At 72.3% G+C, this 20,938-nt stretch carries 20 protein-coding genes; 9 read left to right on the plus strand and 11 right to left on the minus strand.

Annotation, left to right across the window (positions count from 1 at the left end; all coding sequences use genetic code 11):
- Nucleotides 1-3 precede the first annotated feature (3 nt).
- Nucleotides 4-720, minus strand: coding sequence for a 3-oxoacyl-[acyl-carrier-protein] reductase (fabG, locus tag ACGF1Z_RS05935; protein WP_393000425.1), 717 nt, complete (start codon nucleotides 718-720; stop codon nucleotides 4-6).
- A gap of 187 nt (nucleotides 721-907) precedes the next feature.
- Here fabG and ACGF1Z_RS05940 point away from each other — a divergent pair, with 187 nt between their 5' ends.
- From ACGF1Z_RS05940 to tyrS, 3 genes are all read left to right on the plus strand, one after another.
- Nucleotides 908-2,440 carry a TldD/PmbA family protein gene (locus ACGF1Z_RS05940; protein WP_393000427.1) on the plus strand — a complete coding sequence of 511 codons (1,533 nt, stop codon included), beginning with the start codon at nucleotides 908-910 and terminating at the stop codon, nucleotides 2,438-2,440.
- Nucleotides 2,437-3,828, plus strand: a complete 1,392-nt coding sequence (locus ACGF1Z_RS05945; RefSeq protein WP_393000429.1) for a metallopeptidase TldD-related protein — start codon at nucleotides 2,437-2,439, stop codon at nucleotides 3,826-3,828. The genes ACGF1Z_RS05940 and ACGF1Z_RS05945 overlap by 4 nt, the downstream gene beginning before the upstream one ends.
- Before the next feature lie 68 nt (nucleotides 3,829-3,896).
- Nucleotides 3,897-5,165: a tyrosine--tRNA ligase gene (tyrS, locus tag ACGF1Z_RS05950; protein ID WP_393000431.1), complete on the plus strand. Its 1,269-nt coding sequence runs from the start codon at nucleotides 3,897-3,899 to the stop codon at nucleotides 5,163-5,165.
- A 103-nt stretch (nucleotides 5,166-5,268) separates the two neighbouring features.
- On the opposite strand, the gene ACGF1Z_RS05955 is transcribed toward tyrS, so the two are convergent.
- Nucleotides 5,269-5,544, minus strand: coding sequence for a GlsB/YeaQ/YmgE family stress response membrane protein (locus ACGF1Z_RS05955; protein ID WP_393000433.1), 276 nt, complete (start codon nucleotides 5,542-5,544; stop codon nucleotides 5,269-5,271).
- Nucleotides 5,545-5,711: 167 nt separating this feature from the next.
- Here ACGF1Z_RS05955 and ACGF1Z_RS05960 point away from each other — a divergent pair, with 167 nt between their 5' ends.
- Nucleotides 5,712-6,047 (plus strand): DUF3099 domain-containing protein, encoded by a 336-nt coding sequence (locus ACGF1Z_RS05960; RefSeq protein ID WP_393000435.1) that lies wholly within the window; start codon nucleotides 5,712-5,714, stop codon nucleotides 6,045-6,047.
- Nucleotides 6,048-6,159: 112 nt separating this feature from the next.
- On the plus strand, nucleotides 6,160-6,426 hold the full coding sequence (locus ACGF1Z_RS05965) for a hypothetical protein (RefSeq protein ID WP_382480588.1): 267 nt from the start codon (nucleotides 6,160-6,162) through the stop codon (nucleotides 6,424-6,426).
- 34 nt (nucleotides 6,427-6,460) lie between these two features.
- Here the strand turns inward: ACGF1Z_RS05965 and moaA are convergent, their stop codons facing one another.
- The 3 genes from moaA to ACGF1Z_RS05980 all read right to left on the minus strand — a co-directional run bounded on the left by moaA (nucleotide 6,461) and on the right by ACGF1Z_RS05980 (nucleotide 9,609).
- Nucleotides 6,461-7,450, minus strand: coding sequence for a GTP 3',8-cyclase MoaA (gene moaA, locus ACGF1Z_RS05970; protein WP_393000437.1), 990 nt, complete (start codon nucleotides 7,448-7,450; stop codon nucleotides 6,461-6,463).
- A gap of 150 nt (nucleotides 7,451-7,600) precedes the next feature.
- Nucleotides 7,601-9,238 (minus strand): cation acetate symporter, encoded by a 1,638-nt coding sequence (locus tag ACGF1Z_RS05975; RefSeq protein ID WP_393000439.1) that lies wholly within the window; start codon nucleotides 9,236-9,238, stop codon nucleotides 7,601-7,603.
- Nucleotides 9,235-9,609, minus strand: coding sequence for a DUF485 domain-containing protein (locus ACGF1Z_RS05980; protein WP_393000441.1), 375 nt, complete (start codon nucleotides 9,607-9,609; stop codon nucleotides 9,235-9,237). The genes ACGF1Z_RS05975 and ACGF1Z_RS05980 overlap by 4 nt, the downstream gene beginning before the upstream one ends.
- Nucleotides 9,610-9,882: 273 nt before the next feature.
- Here ACGF1Z_RS05980 and ACGF1Z_RS05985 point away from each other — a divergent pair, with 273 nt between their 5' ends.
- Both ACGF1Z_RS05985 and ACGF1Z_RS05990 read left to right on the plus strand, forming a co-directional pair.
- Complete coding sequence (locus ACGF1Z_RS05985) at nucleotides 9,883-11,421, plus strand: S8 family serine peptidase (protein ID WP_393000443.1); 1,539 nt, start codon at nucleotides 9,883-9,885, stop codon at nucleotides 11,419-11,421.
- Between the two features lie 76 nt (nucleotides 11,422-11,497).
- Nucleotides 11,498-12,799: a CoA transferase gene (locus tag ACGF1Z_RS05990; RefSeq protein WP_393000445.1), complete on the plus strand. Its 1,302-nt coding sequence runs from the start codon at nucleotides 11,498-11,500 to the stop codon at nucleotides 12,797-12,799.
- Here ACGF1Z_RS05990 and ACGF1Z_RS05995 read toward each other — a convergent pair.
- From ACGF1Z_RS05995 to ACGF1Z_RS06020, 6 genes are all read right to left on the minus strand, one after another.
- The gene (locus ACGF1Z_RS05995; RefSeq protein ID WP_393000447.1) at nucleotides 12,789-13,832 is read right to left on the minus strand and encodes a zinc-dependent alcohol dehydrogenase family protein; all 1,044 of its coding nucleotides are present in this window, start codon (nucleotides 13,830-13,832) and stop codon (nucleotides 12,789-12,791) included. The two genes, ACGF1Z_RS05990 and ACGF1Z_RS05995, sit on opposite strands and share 11 nt — an antisense overlap.
- Before the next feature lie 291 nt (nucleotides 13,833-14,123).
- Nucleotides 14,124-14,837: a VIT family protein gene (locus tag ACGF1Z_RS06000; RefSeq protein WP_393000449.1), complete on the minus strand. Its 714-nt coding sequence runs from the start codon at nucleotides 14,835-14,837 to the stop codon at nucleotides 14,124-14,126.
- Between the two features lie 24 nt (nucleotides 14,838-14,861).
- Entirely contained in the window at nucleotides 14,862-16,088 is a 1,227-nt protein-coding gene (locus ACGF1Z_RS06005) for an amidohydrolase family protein (RefSeq protein WP_393000451.1), read from the minus strand.
- Nucleotides 16,085-17,368 (minus strand): amidohydrolase family protein, encoded by a 1,284-nt coding sequence (locus ACGF1Z_RS06010; RefSeq protein ID WP_393000453.1) that lies wholly within the window; start codon nucleotides 17,366-17,368, stop codon nucleotides 16,085-16,087. Before ACGF1Z_RS06010 ends, ACGF1Z_RS06005 begins: the two co-directional genes overlap by 4 nt.
- Before the next feature lie 25 nt (nucleotides 17,369-17,393).
- Nucleotides 17,394-18,278: an SDR family NAD(P)-dependent oxidoreductase gene (locus ACGF1Z_RS06015; protein ID WP_393000455.1), complete on the minus strand. Its 885-nt coding sequence runs from the start codon at nucleotides 18,276-18,278 to the stop codon at nucleotides 17,394-17,396.
- Nucleotides 18,278-19,078 carry an acetoacetate decarboxylase family protein gene (locus tag ACGF1Z_RS06020; protein WP_393000457.1) on the minus strand — a complete coding sequence of 267 codons (801 nt, stop codon included), beginning with the start codon at nucleotides 19,076-19,078 and terminating at the stop codon, nucleotides 18,278-18,280. Before ACGF1Z_RS06020 ends, ACGF1Z_RS06015 begins: the two co-directional genes overlap by 1 nt.
- 103 nt (nucleotides 19,079-19,181) lie before the next feature.
- Here ACGF1Z_RS06020 and ACGF1Z_RS06025 point away from each other — a divergent pair, with 103 nt between their 5' ends.
- Nucleotides 19,182-19,904: a TetR/AcrR family transcriptional regulator gene (locus ACGF1Z_RS06025; protein WP_393000459.1), complete on the plus strand. Its 723-nt coding sequence runs from the start codon at nucleotides 19,182-19,184 to the stop codon at nucleotides 19,902-19,904.
- Nucleotides 19,901-20,875: a DEDDh family exonuclease gene (locus ACGF1Z_RS06030; RefSeq protein WP_393000461.1), complete on the plus strand. Its 975-nt coding sequence runs from the start codon at nucleotides 19,901-19,903 to the stop codon at nucleotides 20,873-20,875. Before ACGF1Z_RS06025 ends, ACGF1Z_RS06030 begins: the two co-directional genes overlap by 4 nt.
- The last annotated feature ends 63 nt before the right edge of the window (nucleotides 20,876-20,938 follow it).

Consider the following 20,938-nt stretch of genomic DNA (forward strand, 5'->3'; position numbering starts at 1 on the left):
TGATCAGTGACCCATTCCCAGTCCGCCGTCAACCGGGATGACGGCTCCAGTGATGTACGAGGCGTCGTCCGAGGCGAGGAACTCCACCGCGGCGGCGATCTCCCCGGGCTGGGCGTAACGGCCCAGCGGCACCTGGGAGACGATCCCGGCGCGCTGCTCGTCGGTCAGCACGGCGGTCATGTCGGTGTCGACGAAACCGGGCGCGACGACGTTGAAGGTGATGTTGCGCGAACCGAGCTCCCGGGCGAGGGACCGCGCGAAACCGACCAGTCCGGCCTTCGAGGCGGCGTAGTTCGCCTGACCCGCCGAGCCGAGCAGACCCACGACCGAGGAGATCAGCACGACGCGGCCCTTCTTGGCGCGCAGCATGCCGCGGTTGGCACGCTTCACGACCCGGAAGGTGCCCGTGAGGTTGGTGTCGAGGACGGACGTGAAGTCGTCCTCGGACATGCGCATGAGGAGCTGGTCCTTGGTCACGCCGGCGTTGGCCACGAGGACCTCCACCGGACCGTGCCTCTCCTCGATCTCCTTGTACGCCTGGTCCACCTGCTCGGCGTCGGTGATGTCGCACTTGACGGCGAGGAAGCCCTGCTTCTCGAGCTCCGCCGGGTCGCCCGAGCGGAACGTGATCGCGACCTTGTCGCCGGCCTCGGCGAACGCGCGGGCGATGGCGAGGCCGATGCCCCGGTTGCCTCCGGTGACGAGAACCGAGCGGCTCAACGGATCACCCTTTCGATAAGCGGTCTGGTACGTCGAAAACCTATCGGTCCCCTCCACGATCCAGAGAATCGGGCCCTGACAGTGGCGTACGGATGTCACTGTCGGGTCCCTACAGAAAGGTCTGGGCATCGCGGCCGAAAGCACGACATGATCGGGGGCGACCGGTCTCACACGACAGGAGACAGCTGTGCAATCTGGGCCGCATTCCCTCGACGAAGCCTTCACCCAGCTCCCGTTGCGGGCCCTGGCCGACGCGGCGCTCGCGCGGGCGCGGGCGCTCGGCGCGGAGCACGCCGACTTCCGCCTGGAGCGGGTGCGCAGCGCCGCGTGGCGGCTGCGGGACGCCAAGCCGTCGGGTTCCTCCGACACCACGGACCTCGGCTACGCGGTGCGCGTCGTGCACGGCGGGGCCTGGGGCTTCGCGTCGGGCGTCGATCTGACCATGGACGCCGCCGCGCGGGTCGCCTCGCAGGCGGTGGCCATGGCGAAGCTGTCGGCGAAGGTGATCGCCGCGGCCGGGTCGGCCGAGCGCGTCGAGCTCGCCGACGAGCCGGTGCACGCGGACAAGGTGTGGATCTCCTCCTACGAGGTCGACCCCTTCACCGTCTCCGCCGAGGAGAAGAGCGGGCTGCTCGCCGACTGGAGCGCGCGGCTGCTGCGGGCGGAGGGTGTGGCGCACGTGGACGCCTCGCTGCTCACCGTCTTCGAGAACAAGTTCTACGCGGACACCGCGGGCACCGTCACCACCCAGCAGCGGGTGCGGCTGCACCCGGAGCTCACGGCGGTCGCCGTGGACGGCACGACCGGCGAGTTCGACTCCATGCGGACGATCGCGCCGCCCGCCGGCCGGGGCTGGGAGTACCTGACCGGCACCGGCTGGGACTGGGACAGCGAGCTGGAGGAGATCCCCGCCCTGCTCGCCGAGAAGATGCGGGCGCCGAGCGTCGAGGCCGGGCGCTACGACCTCGTGGTCGATCCCTCCAACCTGTGGCTGACCATCCACGAGTCGATCGGCCACGCCACCGAGCTGGACCGCGCGCTGGGCTACGAGGCGGCCTACGCGGGCACCTCCTTCGCCACCTTCGACCAGCTGGGCAAGCTGGCGTACGGCTCCTCGGTCATGAACGTGACGGGTGACCGGACCGCCGAGCACGGCCTCGCGACCGTCGGCTACGACGACGAGGGCGTCGAGGCGCAGTCCTGGGACCTGGTCAGGGACGGCACGCTCGTCGGCTACCAGCTGGACCGCCGGATCGCGAAGCTGACCGGTCTCGGACGCTCCAACGGCTGCGCCTTCGCCGACTCCCCCGGCCATGTGCCGGTCCAGCGGATGGCGAACGTGTCGCTGCAGCCGGACCCGGGCGGGCTCTCCACGGAGGACCTGATCGGCGGCGTGGAGCGGGGCATCTACGTGGTCGGCGACCGTTCCTGGTCGATCGACATGCAGCGCTACAACTTCCAGTTCACCGGGCAGCGCTTCTTCCGCATCGAGAACGGGCGCCTGGCCGGGCAGCTGCGGGACGTCGCCTACCAGGCGACGACCACCGACTTCTGGGGCTCCATGGAGCAGGTCGGCGGCCCCCAGACGTACGTCCTCGGCGGCGCGTTCAACTGCGGCAAGGCCCAGCCGGGCCAGGTCGCCGCGGTCTCGCACGGCTGCCCGTCCGCCCTGTTCCGGGGTGTGAACATCCTCAACACCACGCAGGAGGCCGGTCGATGAGCCGCGTCAGCAAGCCGTACGAGATCGTCGAGCGGGCCCTGGAGCTGTCCCGCGCGGACGGGTGCGTCGTCATCGCCGACGAGCAGTCCTCGGCCAACCTGCGCTGGGCGGGCAACGCGCTGACCACCAACGGGGTCACCCGGGGGCGTCAGCTGACCGTGATCGCCACGGTGGACGGCGCCCAGGGCACCGCCTCCGGTGTCGTGTCGCGTTCGGCGGTGACCGCCGGGGACCTGGAGCCGCTGGTGCGCGCCGCCGAGGCCGCGGCGCGGGCCGCGGGCCCCGCCGAGGACGCCCAGCCGCTGGTGACGGGGGTGCCCGCGTCGCCCGACTTCACCGACGCCCCGGCGGAGACCTCGTCCGCCGTCTTCGACGCCTTCGCGCCGGCCCTCGGCGAGGCCTTCGCCCGGGCCCGGGCCGGCGGCCGCGAGTTGTACGGGTTCGCCAACCACGAGCTGACCTCCAGTTACGTGGGCACCTCGACCGGGCTGCGGCTGCGGCACGACCAGCCCAACGGCACCCTGGAGCTCAACGCCAAGTCGCCCGACCGCAGCCGCTCCGCGTGGGCCGGGCGCTCGACCCGGGACTTCAAGGACGTCGACCCGGCGGCGCTGGACGCCGAGCTCGCCACCCGGCTCGGCTGGGCCGAGCGCGGGATCGAGCTGCCCGCCGGACGCTACGAGACGCTGCTCCCGCCGACCGCGGTGGCCGACCTGCTGATCTACCAGATGTGGTCCTCGACGGCCCGGGACGCGGCGGAGGGCCGTACGGTCTTCTCCAAGCCCGGCGGTGGCACCCGGCTCGGCGAGACGCTCTCGCCGCTGCCGCTGACCCTGCGCAGCGACCCGCACGAGCCCGGCCTGGAGTCCTCCCCGTTCGTGATCGCCCACTCCTCGGGCGACGACTCCTCCGTCTTCGACAACGGCCTGCCGATCTCCCCCGTGGACTGGGTGCGGGACGGGAAGCTGGCGCACCTGGTCACCACCCGGCACACCGCGGGACTCACCGGGCTGCCCGTCGCGCCCGGGGCCGGGAACCTGATCCTGGACGGCGGCGGCGAGCGCTCGCTGGAGGAGATGGTCTCCGCCACCGAGCGCGGGCTGCTGCTGACCTGCCTCTGGTACATCCGCGAGGTGGACCCGGCGACGCTGCTGCTCACCGGACTGACCCGGGACGGCGTCTATCTCGTCGAGAACGGGGAGGTGGTCGGCGCGGTGAACAACTTCCGGTTCAACGAGTCCCCGGTCGACCTGCTGTCGCGGGCCACCGAGGCGGGCCGGACCGAGAAGACGCTGCCGCGCGAGTGGGGCGACTGGTTCACCCGGGCCGCCATGCCGGCCCTGCGCGTGCCGGACTTCAACATGAGCTCGGTCAGCCAGGGGGTCTGACCCCCATAGACTGACCGGGACAACTCTTTCCCCCAGGCACCAGTGATCACCACGAGGAGACGGACGACGTGACGGACATCGTCGACGAGCTGAAGTGGCGTGGGCTCTTCGCCCAGTCCACCGACGAAGAGGCCCTGCGCAAGGCGCTCGCGGACGGTCCCGTCACGTTCTATTGCGGTTTCGACCCGACCGCGGCCAGTCTCCACGTCGGCCACCTGGTGCAGGTCCTCACCGTGCGCCGGCTCCAGCAGGCCGGGCACCGGCCGCTGGCGCTGGTCGGCGGGGCCACCGGCCAGATCGGCGACCCGCGGCCGACCGCCGAGCGCACCCTGAACGACCCGGAGACGGTCGCGAACTGGGTGAACCGGCTGCGTTCGCAGATCGAGCCGTTCCTGTCCTTCGAGGGCGAGAACGCCGCGGTCATGGTGAACAACCTGGACTGGACCGCCGGCCTGTCGGCGATCGAGTTCCTGCGGGACATCGGCAAGCACTTCCGGGTCAACAAGATGCTGACCAAGGACTCCGTGGCCCGGCGCCTGGAGTCCGAGCAGGGCATCAGCTACACCGAGTTCAGCTACCAGCTGCTGCAGGGCATGGACTTCCTGGAGCTGTACCGGCGTTACGGCTGCACGCTCCAGCAGGGCGGCTCCGACCAGTGGGGCAACCTGGTGGCGGGCCTCGACCTGATCCACCGGCTGGAGCCGGAGGCGCAGGTCCACGCGCTGGCGACGCCGCTGATGGTGAAGGCGGACGGCACCAAGTTCGGCAAGACCGAGAGCGGTGCCGTGTGGCTGGACCCGGAGATGACCACGCCGTACGCGTTCTACCAGTTCTGGCTGAACGTGGACGACCGGGACATCTCCACCTACATGCGGATCCTCTCCTTCAAGTCCCGCGCGGAGCTGGAGGAGCTGGAGGCCCTGACGGCCGAGCGGCCGCAGGCGCGGACGGCCCAGCGGGCCCTCGCCGAGGAGCTCACGGCCCTGGTGCACGGCGCCGAGCAGTGCCGGGCCGTCATCGACGCCTCCAAGGCGCTGTTCGGTCAGGGCGAGCTGGCGGAGCTGGACCCGGCGACGCTGGCGGCGGCCCTGTCGGAGCTGCCGCACGCGCGCGTGACGGAGCTCGGCCAGGTCGTGGACCTGTTCACCGAGGTCGGTCTCGCGCCGAGCCGGTCGGCGGCCCGCCGCACGGTCAAGGAGGGCGGCGCCTACGTGAACAACGTCAAGGTGACCGCCGAGGACGCCGAGGTGTCGGCGGACGAGCTGCTGCACGGACGCTGGCTGGTGCTGCGCCGCGGAAAGAAGAACCTGGCGGCGATCGAGCTGGTCGCCGGCTGACGCACGGCCGGCCGCGGGGCCCTGCCCCGTACGGACACGACCGGAGGCCCGGTACGCGCGCGGTGCGCCGTACCGGGCCTCCGGTGTGTCCGCGGGCGGGCGGTCAGGCCCGCTGCCTGCTGCCGCGGATCGAGGTCCACAGCATGTCCCCCACCCCGACCACGGCGACGGCGCCGATGAGCTGGAGCAGATGACGGGTCCAGTCGATGCCCTTGGTGTCGTTGACCCCGATCCAGGTCGCGACCGCGTTGCCGAGCACGCTGCCCAGAATGCCGAACACGGTCGTCAGCCAGAGCGGGATCTGCTGCTTGCCCGGGAGGATCGCCTTCGCGATCAGACCCAGGACCAAGCCCACAATGATCGCCCACAACCAACCCATCGTCGCCTCCTCGTGCGCAGGTGTGATCAGTCTTGAGGTATCGGTCATAGGGCGCACGCCGGGCGACTCCATACGTGCCCCGCTCTCCACCACCGGGCAGGACGGGCGTACCGTGGAGTCAGGTACGGACCGGGGAGTCCGGCACGGCTCGTGGGTGGTGGAATGTGATGCGGAAGCGTGGCGGAACCGAGGTCTTCCGGATCACGGGTGCCCGGCAGGGCCTGGCCGCGGACGTCCGCGGCCGGCAGCGGCGGTACGTCGTGTCGATGACGATCCGCACGCTCTCCGTGATCGCGGCGGCGTCACTGTGGAACGTGGAGCGGTACGTGGCCATCGTGGCGCTCGTGGTCGGGGCGGTGCTGCCCTACATCGCGGTGGTGGTCGCCAACGCGGGCCGCGAGTCGGCGCCCTCCCTCCCCTCCAGCTTCCTGCCCCCTCCGGTGCGCCCCGCACTGGAGGCGGAAACGGAACCCCGGGACCAGAAGAATGATCACGCAGCGTGAGCGCGAAGCTCAAGAAATGCTCAGATCAATCATGAAGTTCCGGTGCACCGCACCCCAGTCCCCGTGACATACTGCCTACGCGCTCCGCATCCCCCGTCGGAGCGACGGACCGATGCCGGGCAGCTCCCCCCGTGGCTGCTCGGCATCGCCCTTGCTGGACAATGATCAGGTGAGTGACGAGAAGCCGATCTGTTCCGCGAAGGGGTGCCGGGCCGACGCCGTCTGGGTCCTCGCCTGGAACAACCCCAAGCTGCACACGCCCGAGCGGCGCAAGACCTGGCTCGCGTGCGAGGAGCACCGCGAGCACCTCTCCCAGTTCCTGGGTGTACGGGGATTCCTGAAGGATGTCGTGCTGCTGAGCGAGTGGGACCCGGCCTGAGCCGAGGGGCCCCCGGCCCGGCCGTGGCGGGGAGTCAGCCGCCGATCGCCGACATCGGGCGCTCGGGCTGGAGGAAGCTCGGGTCGTCCAGGCCCGAGCCGGCCTTCTTGCCCCACATCGCCTTCTTCCAGAGATCGGCGATCTCCGCGTCCGAGGCGTCGGAGCGGAGCGCCGCCCGCAGGTCCGTCTCCTCGGTGGCGAAGAGGCAGGTCCGCACCTGGCCGTCGGCCGTGAGGCGGGTGCGGTCGCAGGCCCGGCAGAACGGGCGGGTGACGGAGGCGATGACACCGACCGTGTGCGGGCCGCCGTCGACGACCCAGCGCTCGGCGGGGGCGGAGCCGCGCTCCCCGGAGCCCTCGGGGGTCAGGTCGAAGCGGGTGCGCAGCGAGGCCAGGATGTCGCCGGCGGTGATCATGCCCTCGCGCTTCCAGCCGTGCTGGGCGTCGAGCGGCATCTGCTCGATGAAACGGAGTTCGTAACCCTCCTCGACCGCCCAGGCGAGCAGGTCGGGGGCCTCGTCCGCGTTGAGCCCGGGCATCAGGACCGCGTTGACCTTGACCGGCGTGAGGCCGGCCTCGCGGGCGGCTGTCATGCCGTCGAGGACGTCCCGGTGCCGGTCGCGGCGGGTGAGGGTCTTGAAGACGTCGGGGCGCAGGGTGTCGAGGGAGACGTTGACCCGGTCCAGTCCGGCCGCCTTCAGGGCGGCGGCGGTGCGCTTGAGCCCGATGCCGTTGGTCGTGAGGGACATCCGGGGGCGGGGCGTCAGGGCGGCGCAGCGCTCGACGATGCCGACGAGGCCGGGGCGCAGCAGCGGCTCGCCGCCGGTGAAGCGGACCTCGGTGACGCCGAGGTCGGTGACGGCGACCCGCACCAGGCGGACGATCTCGTCGTCGGTGAGCAGGTCGGGCTTGGCCAGCCACTGCAGGCCTTCCTCCGGCATGCAGTACGTGCAGCGCAGGTTGCACCGGTCGGTCAGGGAGACCCGCAGGTCCGTGGCCACCCGGCCGTAGGTGTCGATGAGCACGAGGACCCCTCCCCTTCTTCCGGTTCGCTTCGTGTTCGAGCCTACGTGACCGCTCCGACACGGGCACGGGCCGATTGTCACGAGGACCGGACCGGCCGCGTCGTAGAACTCTACGACGCGGCCGGTGGTGTGCAGCGGAACGTATACGGCTCAGTGCGCTCCGACGCCGGTGAGGGACTTGACCTCGAGCTCCGCGTACTTGCCCTTGTCCGCCTCCTCCTTGGACAGGAGGGTGCCGAGCCAGCCGAGCAGGAAGCCGAGCGGGATGGAGATGAGGCCGGGGTTCTCCAGCGGGAACCAGTGGAAGTCGACGCCCTTGAACATCGAGGTCTTCGGGTTGCCGGAGACCACGGGCGAGAACAGCACCAGGAAGACGGAGCTGGCCAGGCCGCCGTAGATCGACCAGAGGGCGCCGGTGGTCGTGAAGCGCTTCCAGAAGAGGCTGTAGAGGATCGTCGGGAGGTTCGCGGAGGCGGCGACCGCGAAGGCGAGGGCCACGAGCCCGGCCACGTTCATGTCGCGGGCGAAGGCGCCGAGGACGATGGCGACGGCGCCGATGAACACGGTGGCCCAGCGGGCGGCCCGCATCTCCTCCTTCTCGGTCGCCTTCCCCTTGCGGATGACGTTGGCGTAGATGTCGTGCGCGAAGGAGGACGAGGAGGCGAGGGTGAGGCCCGCGACGACGGCGAGGATGGTGGCGAAGGCGACCGCCGAGATGACCGCGAGCAGGATCGCGCCGCCGGTGGTGCCGACCCCGCCGCCGAGGTACTCGGCGAGCTGCGGTGCGGCCGTGTTGCCCGCCGGGTTCTGGGCCTTGATCGCGGCCGGTCCGACCAGGGCGGCGGCGCCGAAGCCGAGGGCGATCGTCATCAGGTAGAAGGCGCCGATGATGCCGATCGCCCAGTTCACGGACTTACGGGCGGCCTTGGCCGTCGGCACCGTGTAGAAGCGGATCAGGATGTGGGGCAGGCCCGCCGTGCCGAGCACCAGCGCGATGCCGAGCGAGAGGAAGTCGAGCTTGGAGGTGGCGCTGACGCCGTACTTGAGGCCGGGCTCCAGGAAGGCCGCGCCCTTGGGGCTCTGCCCGGCGGCGGCGCCGAGCAGGTCGGAGACGTTGAAGTCGAACTTGAGCAGCACCAGGAAGGTCATCAGCAGCGCGCCCGCGATGAGCAGCACCGCCTTGACCATCTGGACCCAGGTGGTGCCCTTCATGCCGCCGATGGTCACGTAGACGATCATCAGCACGCCGACCAGGGCCACGATGAGGATCTTGCCGGCGCTGCTGGTGATCCCCAGCAGCAGCGAGACGAGGACGCCGGCGCCGGCCATCTGTGCCAGCAGGTAGAAGATCGACACGACGATGGTGGAGGTGCCGGCGGCGGTGCGGACGGGACGCTGCCTCATCCGGTACGCGAGGACGTCGCCCATCGTGTAGCGGCCGGAGTTGCGGAGCGGCTCGGCGACGAGCAGGAGTGCGACCAGCCAGGCGACGAGGAAGCCGATCGAGTAGAGGAAGCCGTCGTAGCCGAAGAGGGCGATGGCGCCCGCGATGCCGAGGAAGGAGGCGGCGGACATGTAGTCGCCGGAGACCGCGAGCCCGTTCTGGAACGCGGTGAACTGGCGTCCGCCCGCGTAGAAGTCGGAGGCGCTCCGGGTCTGCCGGCCGGCCCATACGGTGATGCCGAGGGTGGCCGCGACGAACACCGCGAACAGGGTGATGATCAGGGGCCGGTGCTCGGTGGAGGAGGCGGCGAGCACGGTGTGCGCGAGGGGTGCCGGGCTGCTCATGCGTCGCCCTCCATACGGGACTTGATGGCCTCGGACCTCGGGTCGAGCTTGGCCGCGGCGTGCCGCGAGTAGAGCCAGGCGATGAGGAACGTGGTGGCGAACTGGCCGAGGCCGAGGACGAACGCCACGTTGACGTTGCCGAACAGCTTGGTCCCCATGAAGTCGCCCGCGTAGTTGGAGAGCAGCACGTACAGCAGGTACCAGGCGATGAAGGCGATCGTCAGCGGAAAGGCGAAGGAACGGTACGTACGGCGCAGTTCGCCGAATTCCTCGCCTTCCTGGACCTCGGTGAACTGCTCCGTCGTGGGCTGGACGGGACCGGGGGCGGTCTCCGCTCCGTCTCTCGGCGGCGGCGGTGCTTCGGTAGCCACGGACTCTCCTCGTGACGCGGGGGCGGACGGCTGGGTCAAGGGGGCCTCACCAGGGGTGCGGGAAACGGAGTCCGGTACGGGGCTCCTCCCCTGCACAACGGCACGGAGGGCGCGGCGAAGCGGTTCACCCGAGTGGATTTCTTCAGGCGGATCTTCATGAAGTCTTCTCAACTCATTGATGAGCGGGGAAGATCGGCGATAGCTTCACTCGTCATGCACCTGTCCACGCGCAATCGGCGTGCGGACAGTACATACGGATGATGTGGAGAACCCATGGCTCATCTGGGATCGAGGCGCGGCCGAGTACTCGCTCTGCCGGCTGGTCTCGCGCTCACGGCCTCGCTCGGATTCCTTCCCTCCGGCGCCGCCTCCGCCGCGGAACTGAGCGACGCTCCGACGGCGACCGTGGCCACCGACGGCCCGAAGCTGTCGTACGTCGTCAACGTCGGCAACGGCCGCTGGACGGCCGCGTCGGTGAAGAAGGCGATAGCCGCCGCCGGCGGCGAGGTGGTCGTGTCCTACGACCGGATAGGCGTCATCGTCGTCCACTCGCAGAACCCGGACTTCGCGAAGACGATCCGTACCGCGCGCGGGGTGATCTCGGCCGGCGCGACCCGCACGGCCCCGCTGAGCGTGCAGTCCGAGGACTCCGTCGGCGAGAGCGCCCAGGCGCTGACGCCGGCCGAGATCAAGGCCGCCGCGGCCGCCGCCACGGACGAGCAGGACCCGCTGGAGCCCCTGCAGTGGGACCTCCCGGCGATCAAGGCCGACAAGGCCCACCAGAAGACGCTCGGCAGCAAGCGGGTGACCGTCGGCATCATCGACACCGGTGTGGACGACACCCACCCGGACCTCGCGCCGAACTTCGACGCCGCCGCCTCCGCGAACTGCGTGAGCGGCAAGGCCGACACGACCCCCGGCTCGTGGCGCCCCAACCCGGGCGAGAGCGACCACGGCACGCACGTGGCGGGCACCATCGGCGCGGCCAAGAACGGCATCGGCGTCACCGGCGTCGCGCCCGGCGTGAAGCTCGCGGGCATCAAGGTCTCGACCCCGGACGGCTTCTTCTACACCGAGGCCGTGGTCTGCGGCTTCGTGTGGGCGGCCGAGCACGGAATCGACGTCACCAACAACAGCTACTACACCGACCCGTGGATGTTCGCCTGCAAGAACGACGAGGACCAGAAGGCCCTCATCGAGGCGGTCACCCGTGCCACCCGCTACGCGGAGCACAAGGGCACGGTCAACGTGGCGGCGGCCGGCAACTCCTCGTTCGACCTGGCGGCCGACTCGATCCTCGACAACAGCAGCCCGAACGACACCACTCCGGGCGACCGGGTGATCGACCCGAAGGAGTGCTTCGACTACCCGGCCATGCTGCCGGGCGTGGTGACGGTCTCCGCGACCGGCGCCAAGGGCCTGAAGGCCTCGTACTCCAACTACGGTGACGGCGTCATCGACGTGGCGGCGCCCGGCGGCGACCGCACCGAGTACCAGACCCCGGACGCCCCGGCGGTCAACGGCCGCATCCTGTCGACCACGGTCAACGGCGGCTACAACTACAAGGCCGGCACCTCGATGGCCTCGCCGCACGTGGCGGGCGTCCTCGCGCTGCTCAAGTCGACCCACCCGAAGGCGAGCCCGGCGGCCCTGAAGGCGCTGCTGTACGCCCAGGCGGACGACCACGCGTGCACCGACCCGTACGACATCAACGGGGACGGCAAGGTCGACGCGGTCTGCGAGGGCGGCACGAACAAGAACGGCTTCTACGGGGCCGGCATCGTGGACGCGCTCGCCGCGGTCCGCAGGTAACCGATCCTCGAAGGGCCCCGGTGTGGTGCGCCACGGCGGGGCCCTTTCGCATGGCACGCGGTGCCATAGTGCCTGTATGGACAATACCGTTCGTACGGGTACCGCGTTGCTGTGGTCGGCTCTCGGCGGCGATCCCGCCCTGCTCGACCGGGTGGCCTACGGCGGCCCCTCGGGTCTGCTGCCGGCCCGGCTGCCGGTGATGGACCTGGCGCGGGCCACGGTCGCCGTGGCCGGTCTCGCCGCGGCCGAACGGGCCGGCGCGCCGGGGCCGGTCCGGGTGGACGACGGAGCGGTGGCCACCGCCTTCACCAGCGAGCGGCACCTGCGGGTGGACGGCCGGGCGCCGGTGAGCTTCGCGCCCCTGTCGCGCTTCTGGCGGGCCTCCGACGGCTGGGTCCGCACCCACGCCAACTACCCGCACCACAAGGCCGCGTTGCTGAGCGCCCTGGGGACGGCCGACTCCGTGGAGGGAGTGGCCGGGACGATCGCCGAGCGGAGGGCGGTCGAGGTCGAGACGGCGGTCTACGCGGCCGGCGGCCTGGCCGTCGCCCTGCGGACGCCTGGGGAGTGGGCGGCCCACGAGCAGGGCCGGGAGGTCGCCGCGCGCCCGTTGCTGACCCGGGAGCGGCTCGACGACGCGGCGCCGCGCCGGCGGGCGGGCGGGCCGCTGCGGGTGCTGGACCTGACCCGGGTGCTCGCGGGCCCGGTCGCCACCCGGACGCTGGCCCTGCTCGGCGCCGACGTGCTGCGGATCGATCCGCCGGACAACCCGGAGCTGCCGGACCAGCACGCCGACACCGACGTCGGGAAGCGGACGGCGGCGCTGGACCTGGACAGCCCCTCGGGCCGGCGCACCGCCGGCGAGCTCCTCGACGCGGCCGACGTGCTGGTGACCGGCTACCGGCCCGGCGCCCTGGACCGCTTCGACCTGAGCCGGCCGGGTCTGGTGACCGCCCGGCTGTCGGCCTGGGGCGACTACGGCCCCTGGGGCGAGCGGCGCGGCTTCGACAGCCTGGTGCAGGTGGCGACGGGCATCGCGGCCGTGGAGGGCTCGGCGGCGGAGCCGGGCGCGCTGCCGGCCCAGGCCCTCGACCACGGCTCGGGCTATCTGCTGGCGGCGGCCGTCCTGCGGTCGCTGACGGAGCAGGACCGGGAGGGCGGCAGCCGCCTCGTCCGGCTCGCGCTCGCGCAGACCGGGCACTGGCTGACGCACGGCCTGCCGCGCCACGATCCGGAGCGTCACCTGAGTGAGTCGGACGGTCCGCTGGGCCGGCTGCGGTACGCCCGCTCCCCCGTGTCGTACGAGGGCGGCCCGGCGGACTGGTCGCGCCCGCCGGGCGTCGCGGGGGCCGACGCCCCCGCCTGGCTCACGGAGTGACGAGGACCTTCAGGGCGGTGCGCTCGTCCATCGCCCGGTAGCCGCCGGGGACGCCGTCCAGGCCGACCCTCAGGTCGAAGACCGGGGACGGGTCGATCGTCCCGTCGAGGACGTCCGGGAGCAGCTCGGGGATGTAGGCGCGGACGGGGGCGACGCCGCCGCGCAGGGCGATGTTCCGGTCGAACATGACGGACAGGTCGAGGCCGGTGCCGCTGCCGTGCGGGACGCCGACGTAGCCGATGGAGCCGCCGTCGCGGGTGATGTTCACGGCGGTGCGCATGGACTGCTCGGTGCCGACGGCCTCGATGACGGCGTGGGCGCCCTGGCCGCCGGTGAGCTCGCGCACGGCGGCCTCGGCGGCCTCGCCGCGCTCGGCGACGACGTCGGTGGCGCCGAAGGCGCGGGCGATGTCGGTGCGGACGGTGTGCCGGCCGAGCGCGATGATCCGCTCGGCGCCCAGCCGCCTGGCGGCGAGGACGCCGCACAGGCCGACGGCACCGTCGCCGACCACGGCGACCGTGGAGCCCTTGGTCACGCCGGCGCCGAGGGCGGCGTGGTGGCCGGTGCCCATGACGTCGGAGAGCGCGAGCAGCGCGGTGAGCAGGCGGTCGTCGCCGGCGGCCGCGGCGGGCAGCTTGACGAGGGTGCCGTCGGCGTAGGGGACGCGGACGGCCTCGCCCTGGCCGCCGTCGGAGCCGACGGAGCCCCAGAAGCCGCCGTTGGGGCAGGAGGTCTGGAGGCCCTCGGCGCAGTAGTCGCAGCTGCCGTCGGACCAGACGAAGGGCGCCACGACGAGGTCGCCTGCGCGCAAGCCGCGGACGTCGGCGCCCGCCTCCTCCACGATGCCGAGGAACTCGTGGCCGATGCGCTGGCCGGGCTGCCGGGCCGACTCGCCGCGGTAGGCCCACAGGTCGCTGCCGCAGATGCAGGCGCGGAGGACGCGGACCACGACGTCCGTGGGCTCCTGGACCGCGGGGTCGGGCACGTCCTCCACGCGCATGTCGAAGGGGGCGTGGATGGTGGTGGCGCGCATGGGTCCTCGCTGTGCTGTGCTGAGCGGCGCTCAGAGGGTTGTACGACGTTCACCGTACATCGAGCGCGGGGTGCTCCCGGTCAGCGGGTGCCGCGCCGATGTAGGTCAGCATGACCCGGAAGCCGGGGGCCGGCAGCCGGGGACGGCCCGAGGGGGGCCGACCGGGGCTGCCCGAAGGGGGCTGACCGGGTCGGCCCGGAGGAGGAGGCCGGCCGGGGGCCGGACGGTCCCGGGGGCGCGCGCCCGGAGGCCGGACAGTCCCGGGGGCCGTACGGTCCCGGGGGCCGCGGGCTAGATTCCCGCCGCCCCCAGGAGCGACCCGGCCGCGTACGTCACCGCCATGGCGAGCGCGCCTCCGCCGACGTTGCGCAGGACGGCTCGGGCAGCCGGGGCGGCACCGAGGCGGGCGGACCACCAGCCGGTGAGGGCGAGGGCGGCGAGCACCGACAGGACGGTGATCCAGAGGCGGTACGCGGCCGGGGGCAGCACGATCGCGAGGAGCGGGAGCAGGGCGCCGACGGTGAAGGCGAGGAAGCTGGCACCGGCGGCGTGCCAGGGGTTGGTCAGGTCGTCCGGGTCGATGCCGAGCTCCACGCGCGCGTGGGCGCGCAACGCGTCGCGTTCGGTGAGCTGGGCGGCGGCCTCGCCGGCCACGTCGGGGCTGAGGCCGCGGCGGGCGAGGAGCTCGGTGAGTTCGGCGAGTTCGGCCTCGGGCTGCTCGCGCAGTTCGCGGCGTTCCTCCGCGAGCGCGGCCCGCTCGGAGTCGCGCTGGGTGGAGACGGAGACGTACTCCCCCGCCGCCATCGACATCGAGCCGGCGAGCAGGCCGGCGAGGCCCGCGGTGAGCAGGGCGGAACGGGAGTCGGAGGCGCCGGCGACGCCGACGACGAGGCCCGCGGTGGAGACGACTCCGTCGTTGGCTCCGAGCACGGCGGCCCGGAGCCAGTTGAGCCGGGAGCCGAGGCCGCCGTCGTGGGCCTCGTCGTGTGCGGGGACTTCGGTCACCCCAGGAGGGTCGCACCCGGTGCGTCACCACACGCGGACCGACCCGCCCGGCGCGAACGCGGGACTCGTCGCGCCCGCCGGCACCTCCTTCAGGGGTTCGGCGATCTCCTCGACGGTCGGGCCGTGCACGGCGGCCAGGGTGTCCAGGTAGCCGAGGTCGAAGCCGTACACCCGGGCGGCGTTGCCGCCCACCATCGCGGCGACCTCCTCGCGCGGCAGGCCCGCGTAGGCGATGCGGAGGCCTTCGCGGGAGTACGGTGTCGTGCCCTCGTCATGGGGGTAGTCGCTGCCCCACATGATCTTGTCGAGGCCGATCCGCTCGCGCAGCGGCACCTCGTGCGGGCGCATGAAGCTCGCGCCGACGAAGCAGTTCTCCCGCCAGACCTCGCGCGGCCCCCTGCCCATCGACGCGGCGAGCCCCGCGCCGAACCTGGACTCTGCCGTGGCGGCCCTCGTCGCGGCCGAGACGAGCCGCCCGTGGTAGTAGTCCAGCATGTCGAGCACGCCCGGGATCCAGCCCGAGCCCTGCTCGGTGAGGACCAGTTTGAGCCCCGGGTGGCGCCGGAAGGCGCCGCCGAAGATCAGGTGCCAGAGCGCCCGGTGCGAGAACCACGTGGTCTCCACCATGAACACCGCCCGGGCGGCGGGTTCGTCGCCGAGCGGCGGCGAGGCGGAGCCGCCGTGGTGGTTGACCGGCACGTCGAGCTCGGCGCAGACCGCCCAGATCGGGTCGTACGCCTCCGCGTACAGCTCGGGGACCGGCGAGCCGGGCGGGACGCCGGGCAGCAGGATGCCGCCGGTGAGCCCGGCCTCGCGGGTGCGGCGGATCTCCGCGACCGCCGCGTCCACGTCGTTGAGCAGGATCTGCGCCACACCCGCCCGCCGGCCCGGCGCTTCCGCGCAGAAGTCGGCGAGCCAGCGGTTGTGCGCCTGCAGTCCGGCCCAGCGCCGCTCGTACTCGGCCCGGCTCGGCGGCTGGGCCATCAGCGAGGCCTGGGGGAAGAAGGGCGGGATGGTGTTGGGGAAGACGACCTCGGCGACGATGCCGTCCGCCTCCAGCTCGCTGAGCCGCCGCCGCGAGTTCCAGTTGCGGTCGGCGGTGTCGGCGAGCAGGTCCTCGTACGGATTGACGTATCCGGCCGCCCAGGCGTCGAAGTCGTCGTGGTGCTTCTTCTCCAGATAGGGCCGGTAGTCGAGGAGGTCGGCGCCGGCGTGGCAGTCGGCCGAGACGACCGTGTAGCGGTCGGTCACGGGTTCACCCCCAGGACCGGGAAGTCGTGCTCGGTGAGCCAGTGCCGGCCGACCTCGCGCGAGCGGGCCCAGGAGGCCTCGACGGACGCCTGGTCGGCGGGCTGGCCGAGTTCGGCGGGGGTGGGACCGATCCGCCGGGCGATCGGATCCAGTTTCCGGACGTCGAATCCGAAGACCTCCGCGGCCGCCAGCCCCAGCATCCGCCGGGTCTCCGTCACCGGGATGTCGTGGAAGGTGTTCCGCAGCCAGGCGCGCGTGCTGGGCCAGGTGCCCTCCGGGTGCGGGAAGTCGGAGCCCCACAGGATGTTGTCGACGCCGATCTCGTAGCGCTGGGCGAGCTCCCGCCGCTTGGTGTTGGTGGCGCAGACGAAGACCTGCCGGTCCAGGTACTCGCTCGGCGGGCGCTTCAGCTCCGCGAACGGGGAGAGCTTCTTGCCGCCGTGCGCGCCGAGGTAGAGGCGGTCCATGAACCACAGCAGGTTCGGCAGCCACCAGCAGCCCGACTCGGCGACGCCGAAGCGCAGCCCCGGGTGGCGCTCGAAGACCCCGGACCACAGCAGGAACCACAGCGGTCGCGCCGGCCACCAGGTGACCTCGGAGACGTAGATGCCGAGGTGGTCGCCGTACTCCTGGCGCGGCGCGGCACCGGAGTGCGTGACCACCGGCATGCCGGTCTCGGCGGCCGCCGCCCAGACGGGGTCGTAACGCGGGTCGTGGTACGGCTCCCTGTCCACCCACATGGACGGGATCATCAGCGCGCCGAGGCCGGACTCCCTGGCGCGGTGGATCTCCGCGACGACCTCGGCCGGCTCGGCGGTGACGGGCAGCAGGGCGACCCCGCAGTGGCGTTCGGGGTGCCGGCCGACGAACTCGGCGAGCCAGCGGTTGTGTGCCTTCGCGCCCGCCATGCCGAGCTCGGGGTCCTGGTCGCCGGAGAGGCCGAGGCCGACGCCGAAGGGCGCGGCGGTCCGGCTGTCGACGGCGTCCGCGTCGGGGAAGACCACCTCGGCGGCCACTCCGTCGCCGTCGAGCTCCTTGATCCGCTGGGCGGCGTCCCAGCCGCCCCGCAGGCCTTCCTCGTGGTCGCTGAACCACTTGTTCGCGAAGTCCTCGTTGCGGACCCCGAGCCGGGTCATGGCCTCCTGGCGGGCCTCGCGCCCGGCGAGGAACTCGTCGAAGGCGCGGTGGAAGCGGGACTCCAGATAGGGCCGGTACTCCTCGGTGGGCAGCCCGGCGTGACAGTCGGAGGAGATGATCAGATACGGGTCGTCGTGGCTCATGGTGCGTACAGCCCCCTCAGGCCGGTCAGTCGAGGATGAAGCTCTCCAGGTACGACGGGTCGGCGCGGTCGAGCATCGACTGCGAACGCGCCCTGATCTGCCGGTCGCTGTGCTCGCTCGGCGGAAGCATCCAGAACCGGTCGGCCCTGATCCCGTCGACGACCTGCTCGGCGACCTCCTCGACCGGGGTGAAGGCGACCTCGTGCCCGGCCTCCTTCATCGCGGCCTCCCACTGGTCGAGACTGCGGTACGGGGTCCTGCGGGGGCGCTCCTTGGCGTAGCGCCCGGGCCGGTTGCGGTGCGACTCCCACAGGCCGGTGCGCAGCATGTGCGGCCCGGGGAACAGCACGGAGGCGCCGACCCGGGCCCGTTCCGCCTTCAGGTGCGCGTAGAGCGACTCGGTCATGGTGACGACGGCGGACTTGGTGACGGCGTACACGGAGGCCGTGGGCAGCGGGGCGATGCCGCCGTCGGCGGAGGAGGTGTTGACGACGTGGCCGGGCTCGCCGCCCGCGATCATCCGGGGCACGAAGGCCTGGATGCCGTGGAAGACGCCCCACACGTTGACCGCGAAGGCCCACTTCCAGTCGTTGGGCTCGTGCTCCCACATGCGCCCCTCCGCCCCGGAGCCGACCCCGGCGTTGTTGCACAGCACGTGGACGGCGCCGAAGGTCTCGTACGCGGAGTCGGCGAAGCCCCGTACGGAGTCGGGCTCGCTGACGTCGACGATCCGGGCGAGGACCTGGGCCCCGCCCTCCATGAGCTCCTCGGCGGCCCTGGCGAGCGGGCCCTCCTCGACGTCGCCCATGACGACGGCGAGGCCCTCGCCGGCGAAGCGGCGGGCCATGGCGAGGCCGATGCCGCTCGCGGCGCCGGTGACGACGGCGACCTGTCCCTCACCCAGTTCCATCAGGCGTGGCTCCCTTCCGGCGGGGCGTCGAGTGCCTGTCGCGGGTCGTCGTAGCGCTGGTGCAGATAGGGCAGGAGCTCCCGGGCGTCGACGCGTTCGACGACCCGTCCCTTCTGGTCGGTGCTCTTCTCGCCGATGGTGATCTCGACGAGCCGGCGCACCGGGAGGTCGGCGACCGGGTCGTACACCGACTCCCGCAGGACGACGTCGCCGGTGATCCGCTCCAGCCTGCGCACCTTCTCGTGGCGCACGCAGTGGACCAGGACGGGGTCGCCGTCGAAGCCCGAACCGTCCACCGCGGGAAGGAACTTGAAGTAGAAGTCGGTCTTCTCGGTGGGTTCGGGCAGCGGCAGGTCCGACGAGACGGCGCCGCGCACCTCGACGAAGGCGATGCCGTGCCGCGCGAGGGAGGCGGTCACGACGAGACCGTCCCGCTCGACGCGCACCTCGCCGAGCTTCTTCGGCTCGCCGAAGACCTCGCGCCCGCCGGTCAGGGCACGTTCGTGGGTCATCGGCATGACCAGCGGATACCAGCCCTCGCGGTCGCCGTGGGCGGCGGCGACGGCCACGGAGCCGGCGCCGAGCGGATAGCCGGGGAGGTCCACCCTGCTGATGGCGGCCCGGACGAGCGGGCGCCCGGTGGGCTTGAGCGGGGGCGGCAGGACGGCCGCCACGACGTCGGGATCGGTCTCCCAGACGGCGACCACTCCGGTGGACCAGATGTCGGGGATCGCGGCGCTCTTCTCGCGGGTCGCGGCGAGCTCCGCCGCGGTGCGCGCCCCGTACCGTACTCGTGCCATGACGTACCGCCTTCCGGGAACGTATCGGCCTGTAACACAGTTACACCGACCGCCCGGAAGGGTAAAGAGGCGTGACAGACAAGCGAGTTGGGGGATCGATCCGATGGCACGCACCGCGCTGACCCGCGACGAGGTCCTGGACGCCGCCGCGGCGCTGGTCAAGGAGCACGGCCCGGCCGCGCTCACCATGCGCCGCCTCGCGGCCGAACTCGGCACCGCCGTCACGTCGATCTACTGGCACGTCGGCAACCGCGAGTCGCTCCTCGACGCCCTCGTCGAACGCACCGTCGCCGACCTCGGCACCCTCCGCCCCCGCGGCGCCGGCCCCGCCGAGCGGATCGTCTCCGTCGCCCTGCTCCTGCGCCGCGCACTGCGCGAGCGCCCGCACCTCGTCGCGCTGGTCCACGAACGCGGCCTCACGGAACGCATGTTCCTGCCCGCCCAGCGCGCCCTCGTCCACGAGGCCCACGAGGCCGGCCTGCGCGGCGCCCGCGCCGCCGAACTGGTCCGCGCCGTCCAGTTCCACGTCGTCGGCCACGTCCTGGTGGAACGCAACCGCGAGCGCGCCCCGGCGCAGTCGCCGGCGGAGACGGACCTGTGGGCCGCGGAGGCCGCCGCCGGGACGACGGCGGCGGACCCGGCCCTGGCCGGTGCCCTGGCGGCGGCGATCGACACGGAGGCGCTCTTCCACGCCTCCGCACGGGCCCTGGTGACGGGACTGCTCGCCGGTCCGGCGACCCCCGAGACGGTCGCCGGGACGACCGGTTCCGGTCACCGGTCGGGCACCGGGCACCCGGCTGTCGGCGGGGACCCGTATTCTCAGTGACCATGCTCGACGACCGTACGACAGCAGCGACGTGGCCGGCCGCCTACCCGCAGGGGTACGCGGTCGTCGACGTGGAGACCACCGGACTCGCCCGCGACGACCGGATAGTGTCGGCTGCCGTCTACCGGCTGGACGCGCAGGGGAACGTCGAGGACCACTGGTACACGCTGGTCAACCCCGAGCGGGACCCCGGGCCGGTGTGGATCCACGGACTGACGAGCGACGTGCTCGCGGGGGCGCCGCTGTTCCCCGAGATCGCCGAGGAGTTCTCCGCGCGGCTCGACGGCCGGGTGCTCGTCGCGCACAACGCGATGTTCGACTGGCAGATGATCGCCCGCGAGTACGCGCGGGCCGAGAGCGCCGCGCCCGTGCGGCAGCGGCTCTGCACGATCGCGCTGTCCAAGGAGCTGTCGCTGCCGCTGCCGAACCACAAGCTGGAGTCGCTCGCCGCGCACTTCGGCGTGGTGCAGCAGCGCGCGCACAACGCGCTCGACGACGCCCGGGTGCTCGCGGAGGCGTTCCGGCCGAGCCTGCACGCGGCCGCCGAGCGCCAGGTGCGGCTGCCGCTGCTGGAGTGCCGGCCGCTGACCGAGTGGGCCTCGGCCCCGGCGCAGCCGCGGATCGGCCACCAGGCCTCGTACCGGACGAACGGCTGGCGCCCCTCGCGCAAGCGGCCGGCGTGTCCGTACCCGAACCCCGGGCGTTACGAGTCGGACAAACCGCTCAAGCAGGGCATGCGCGTGGCGTTCTCCGGCGACACCTCGGTCGACCGTGAACTCCTGGAGGACCGGACGGTCGAGGCCGGGCTGCACGTCGCGTCGAGTGTGTCGCGGCTCACCAGCCTGCTCGTCACCAACGACCCGGACTCCGCCACCTCCAAGACCGTCAAGGCGAAGGCCTTCGGCACCCCGGTCGTCGACGAGGCCGCCTACACGCAGCTGCTGCGCGACGTGGCCCCGGCCGACGGCTGACGGCGGCAGACGGGTGACGGCCGGGCGCGCCGCCCGGCCTTCGCCCGCGCGCGGCCGCACCCT

It is taken from the genome of Streptomyces sp. NPDC048018 (assembly GCF_043202995.1).
Lineage (GTDB): Bacteria > Actinomycetota > Actinomycetes > Streptomycetales > Streptomycetaceae > Streptomyces.

Bases quoted from the DNA above. Each gene is read 5' to 3' on its own strand.
- ACGF1Z_RS06020 (WP_393000457.1), bottom strand. From the start codon at position 19,078: ATGGCACGAGTACGGTACGGGGCGCGCACCGCGGCGGAGCTCGCCGCG.
- ACGF1Z_RS06025 (WP_393000459.1), top strand. From the start codon at position 19,182: ATGGCACGCACCGCGCTGACCCGCGACGAGGTCCTGGACGCCGCCGCG.
- ACGF1Z_RS05945 (WP_393000429.1), top strand. From the start codon at position 2,437: ATGAGCCGCGTCAGCAAGCCGTACGAGATCGTCGAGCGGGCCCTGGAG.
- ACGF1Z_RS05955 (WP_393000433.1), bottom strand. From the start codon at position 5,544: ATGGGTTGGTTGTGGGCGATCATTGTGGGCTTGGTCCTGGGTCTGATC.
- ACGF1Z_RS05960 (WP_393000435.1), top strand. From the start codon at position 5,712: ATGCGGAAGCGTGGCGGAACCGAGGTCTTCCGGATCACGGGTGCCCGG.
- ACGF1Z_RS05975 (WP_393000439.1), bottom strand. From the start codon at position 9,238: ATGAGCAGCCCGGCACCCCTCGCGCACACCGTGCTCGCCGCCTCCTCC.
- ACGF1Z_RS06015 (WP_393000455.1), bottom strand. From the start codon at position 18,278: ATGGAACTGGGTGAGGGACAGGTCGCCGTCGTCACCGGCGCCGCGAGC.
- ACGF1Z_RS05965 (WP_382480588.1), top strand. From the start codon at position 6,160: ATGCCGGGCAGCTCCCCCCGTGGCTGCTCGGCATCGCCCTTGCTGGAC.
- ACGF1Z_RS05990 (WP_393000445.1), top strand. From the start codon at position 11,498: ATGGACAATACCGTTCGTACGGGTACCGCGTTGCTGTGGTCGGCTCTC.
- ACGF1Z_RS05995 (WP_393000447.1), bottom strand. From the start codon at position 13,832: ATGCGCGCCACCACCATCCACGCCCCCTTCGACATGCGCGTGGAGGAC.
- ACGF1Z_RS05985 (WP_393000443.1), top strand. From the start codon at position 9,883: ATGGCTCATCTGGGATCGAGGCGCGGCCGAGTACTCGCTCTGCCGGCT.
- ACGF1Z_RS06010 (WP_393000453.1), bottom strand. From the start codon at position 17,368: ATGAGCCACGACGACCCGTATCTGATCATCTCCTCCGACTGTCACGCC.